Origin of the sequence: Finegoldia magna (genome assembly GCF_018371055.1) — a bacterium.
Lineage (GTDB): Bacteria > Bacillota > Clostridia > Tissierellales > Peptoniphilaceae > Finegoldia > Finegoldia magna_I.
Genome location: NZ_JAGYZD010000158.1, coordinates 1 through 4,172 on the forward strand (window position 1 = coordinate 1; position 4,172 = coordinate 4,172).

Annotated in this window: 4 protein-coding genes, 1 tRNA gene and 1 other RNA gene; 3 read left to right on the forward strand and 3 right to left on the reverse strand. The window is 31.2% G+C overall.

Features of this window, described 5'->3' with window-relative positions:
* Nucleotides 1-1,918 (reverse strand): RNA degradosome polyphosphate kinase (locus tag KHW44_RS07035; RefSeq protein WP_304067699.1); only part of this gene is annotated, 1,918 nt, incomplete at its 3' end.
* A 1-nt stretch (nucleotide 1,919) separates the two neighbouring features.
* Nucleotides 1,920-2,819 (reverse strand): ethanolamine ammonia-lyase reactivating factor EutA, encoded by a 900-nt coding sequence (locus tag KHW44_RS07040; RefSeq protein WP_294684649.1) that lies wholly within the window; start codon nucleotides 2,817-2,819, stop codon nucleotides 1,920-1,922.
* 189 nt (nucleotides 2,820-3,008) lie between these two features.
* On the opposite strand from KHW44_RS07040, the gene KHW44_RS07045 reads away from it, so the two are divergent.
* The 3 genes from KHW44_RS07045 to ffs all read left to right on the forward strand — a co-directional run bounded on the left by KHW44_RS07045 (nucleotide 3,009) and on the right by ffs (nucleotide 3,788).
* Entirely contained in the window at nucleotides 3,009-3,263 is a 255-nt protein-coding gene (locus KHW44_RS07045; protein ID WP_002835434.1) for a GlsB/YeaQ/YmgE family stress response membrane protein, read from the forward strand.
* Between the two features lie 171 nt (nucleotides 3,264-3,434).
* A tRNA-Ser gene (locus KHW44_RS07050) sits at nucleotides 3,435-3,525 on the forward strand.
* Nucleotides 3,525-3,788, forward strand: an RNA gene (ffs, locus tag KHW44_RS07055) — signal recognition particle sRNA large type. The genes KHW44_RS07050 and ffs overlap by 1 nt, the downstream gene beginning before the upstream one ends.
* A gap of 252 nt (nucleotides 3,789-4,040) precedes the next feature.
* Here ffs and KHW44_RS07060 read toward each other — a convergent pair.
* The coding region (locus KHW44_RS07060; RefSeq protein ID WP_304067704.1) for an alanine:cation symporter family protein at nucleotides 4,041-4,172 on the reverse strand (132 nt) is incomplete at its 5' end.

Here is a 4,172-nt window from a genome sequence, read left to right on the forward strand (position 1 = left end):
TAAAATTTAAAATTCTGTGCTTAATAAAATCATCGTAAATTGGAACTGCAACTTCAACTCTTTTTCTAATATTTCTAGTCATGAAGTCTGCCGATGAAATGTATAGTTTGCAATTTTCAGCCTTTCCGAATTGATAAATTCTATGATGTTCCAAAAACCTACCTACAACTTGATAAACATTGATGTTTTCAGTCTTATCTTTTATACCCGGAACCAAACAACAAATTCCCCTCACCATCAAATCAATCTTTACACCCTTACAAGATGCTTTAGATAGTTTATCGATTAATTTTCTGTCTGAAATGGAATTCATTTTGATTCTAATATAACCATCATCAGAAACCTTAGCTTTCTCTATTTGCTCATTGATTAATTTTTCTAGTCCAACTTGCATAGAATGAGGACTAACCATCAAATGTTTGTACTCACCATTCAAATTTCCTAACAAGAAATTATCGAAAAGCGCCTTTGCATCTTCACCAATTTCATGTCTAGTTGTCATATAAGAAAAATCTGTGTAGAGTTTCGCTGTTTTTTCGTTATAATTTCCTGTACCAATTTGTGTGATGTAAGAAATCTTGTCATCTTTAACTTTAGTAATCAAACAAACCTTAGAATGACACTTGTAATGATCAAATCCATAGATAATTCTACAACCTGCATTTTCTAATCTAGATGACCATAAAATATTATTTTCTTCGTCAAATCTCGCTCTCAATTCCATAAGAACCACAACTTCTTTGCCATTTTCAGCAGCTTTTATAAGAGCTTTAGTGATTTCAGAATTCTTTGCCAATCTGTAAATTGTAATCTTAATTGAAACTACAGACTCATCTTCAGCAGCCTCGTTCAAAAGTCTTATAAATGGATCGATGGACTCATAAGGAAACGAAAGGAACAAATCTTTATCGTAAACTTGCTCTATAACCGATTTTTCTTTTGATATCATTGAAGAATCTTGTGGAGAAAATTCTTCATAAGTATATTTTTGAATTACATCCTTTGGCATATCGTATACCAAATCAAACAAAAATCCACATCTCATTGGACTTTTTGTCACAAACATACGATGTTCTGTCAAATTCAAATTCTTCAACAAGAACTCTTTAGTTTCATCATTTGGAAATTCGTTAATTTCAAGTCTTACAGGTCTCAATCTTTTTCTAAGCTTAATCATCTTTTTCATATATGATCTGTAATCATCATCAATTTCCAAATCTTCGTCATCGTATTCGATGTCTGCATTTCTAGTCACAGAAATAATATATTTTGCCTCACATTCGTAATTATCAAATATTTCTTGACCAAATTCTCTGATTACATCTTCAATAAGTACAACTCTAGTGTCCGATAATTTTACATATCTTTTAATTTTATCTGGAACTTGAATCAATCCCATAAATTGTTTTTTGTTCTTAGATTGAGAAGTGAGTTGAAACAAAACTACAATTGCCAAATTAGGAATTTGAGGGAATGGATGAACCCTGTCTACTATTTGAAAGCTAAGAATAGGAGCAATCGTAGAGTTGAAGTAATAATACACAAGCCTTTTTTCTTTATCATCCAAATCAGCTACTTTACAAATATTTACATTTTCTTTTTGTAAATCTTGTTTTAAATCCTCATAAACAGAATCTTTTTTCTCATACAACCTTTTAGATTCATCCATGATACAATCTAATTGCTCTTGTGCATTCATCAATGATTTATTGTCTATAACCTTTTTTTTCATATCGTTGATATCAGTCAAACTTCCAACTCTTACCATGAAAAACTCTTCAAAATTAGTATCAAAAATAGAAAAAAACTTCAATCGTTCAAATAATTCCACGTTCTTTTCTGATGCTTCCTCAAGAACTCTTTCGTTAAACTTCAACCACGATAGTTCCCTATTTTGCGTAAACGAAATATCGTACATTTTATCCCCTTCCTAAAATTTTATGATAAACAAAACCTTCCCTAACTCCAGTCATGCTAATTCTGATAATATCGGCATAAAAATATTTTGAAATTCTATACAAAATAATCATTCCTGGAATTAATGTGTGAACCCTATCTGCCTTTACTTTTAAAATAAGTTTCATTTTTTCTCTATCAGGCATATTCATAAGTGTATTAATCATATTTTTAAGTCCATCCATTGTAATAATCACATTACCGGACTCTTTGTCATAAATTTCATTGTATAATTTGAGACAAGCACGGGCAGTTCCTCCCACCGCACAAACTATATCGTGTTCAACTCTGTTAAGATTATTAGAAGCTAGCATTAATTTGATATCATCTTCTAATAGTTTCTTCTCATCATTTGTCATGAACAAATTTTTAGAAAAATTATCGAATGCTACTAGTGAACCAATGTTTAAACTTGAAGTTCTGACGACTTTTCCTTGTTCGAAAACTACGATTTCGCTACTTCCTCCTCCTATATCAGTAAGAATTCCGCTTTTCGAATCAATCCCAGCTCCTAAAAAAGACAGCTTCGCCTCTTCTTCTCCACTTATTAACTCAATATCCATTCCAACTTCTGTTCTTACCCTCTCAATAATTTCGCGTCTGTTAGAAGAATTTCTAATCGACGCCGTAGCAATGGCAAAAGTTTTTGATATATCTTCGAAATTTGATATTAAATTTTTGAATTCTTTCAAAGTATTGATTAGTTTTTGAATGCCGTGCTCATTCATAACTCCTTTTTCAATGAACGACGCCAACGATGCTGTAGACTTTTCATTAAAAAGATTTTTGACAGAATCTTTAATCACCTTATATACTGATAATCTTATAGTATTTGAACCTATATCTATGACTGCATAAATCATTAATAACACCTCTTTATTTAATTTTACTATATCCTATCTGTTTTTCTAAGTGTTTTACAATAAATTATCAAATTATTTACGTTAATTTTACAATTTATTATATATTGTTTACAATCTATGTTTAAAATTGCAAAACCGAGGGTATAAATAACACTGTAATAGATTATGACCAATAAGGAGGTGTTATATATGGGAATTTTATCATGGATTATAGTAGGAGCATTAGCAGGATGGATAGGATCTAAAATAACTGGTAATGATGCAAACATGGGAGCAGGTGCTAACATTCTTTGCGGAATTGTCGGAGCTACAATCGGTGGCTGGGTAATGAGCATTATCGGAAAAAGTGGAGTAAACGGATTCAACCTTTACAGCATTTTAGTTGCAATTTTAGGTTCAGTAATATTATTATCTATTATTAATGCTATTAAAAAGAAAAAATAAATTGAATTTTCTGTAGTATGTCACCTAGGGCATACTACTTTTTTTGTTTCCTTTAATACAGTAATTATAATAATTATCTGCTTGATATTCGAAAATTCTTGTATCATTGTTAACTATGTAAAAATTTGACAAATTTAAATTATCATATTATAATTTAACAATATGATATATGGAGAGTTGTCCGAGTTGGCCGAAGGAGCATGATTGGAAATCATGTAAACATTAACGTGTTTCAAGGGTTCGAATCCCTTACTCTCCGCCATGCACTAGATGGGGAATTAGCGATGCCCTGTAACCTGCAATCGCTACAGCAGGATTGAATTCCCGAGCGCGGGATTAAAAGTGTTGGTATGAACTTAAAAAGTGGTGTTGAGAAGTGGGTCTCACGCAACAGGAACCTGTGAACCTGGTCAGGATCGGAAGGTAGCAGCCATAAGCAGTTATTTCTGTGTGATGTGAGGGTGCCTATTTTGAGCTAACTATTAGGAATCGCCTCCGCTTTTTCTAACAGACTCGGGTGTGCTTACATATTTACCAGATTTATCTGGTAATTTTTTTGCATTTTTTTAAATACAATTCACTTTTTAATTTTCTTGTTTAATTTTAAAATTTTGAATACTTACTTTTAAGTTCCCATTTATTTTCTCATATTCCAGATCAAATTCTTATCATTTTACATAAAACAAACTACATTTATTCTTCAATAGAATTTTAGGAAAATAAAAAACACCACTTTCGTGATGTTTTTTATCTCTTATAAATAAATCTTGACTTATTTTATAATGAACCTTCTTTACCATTTGTTTCATAATGCAAGCTCATATTTTTTACGTGTTTATGAAGCATAATGATAGCAATAATGTTTGGTATAACCATTAATGAGTTTGTTAAGTCTGCTGTGTTCCATAC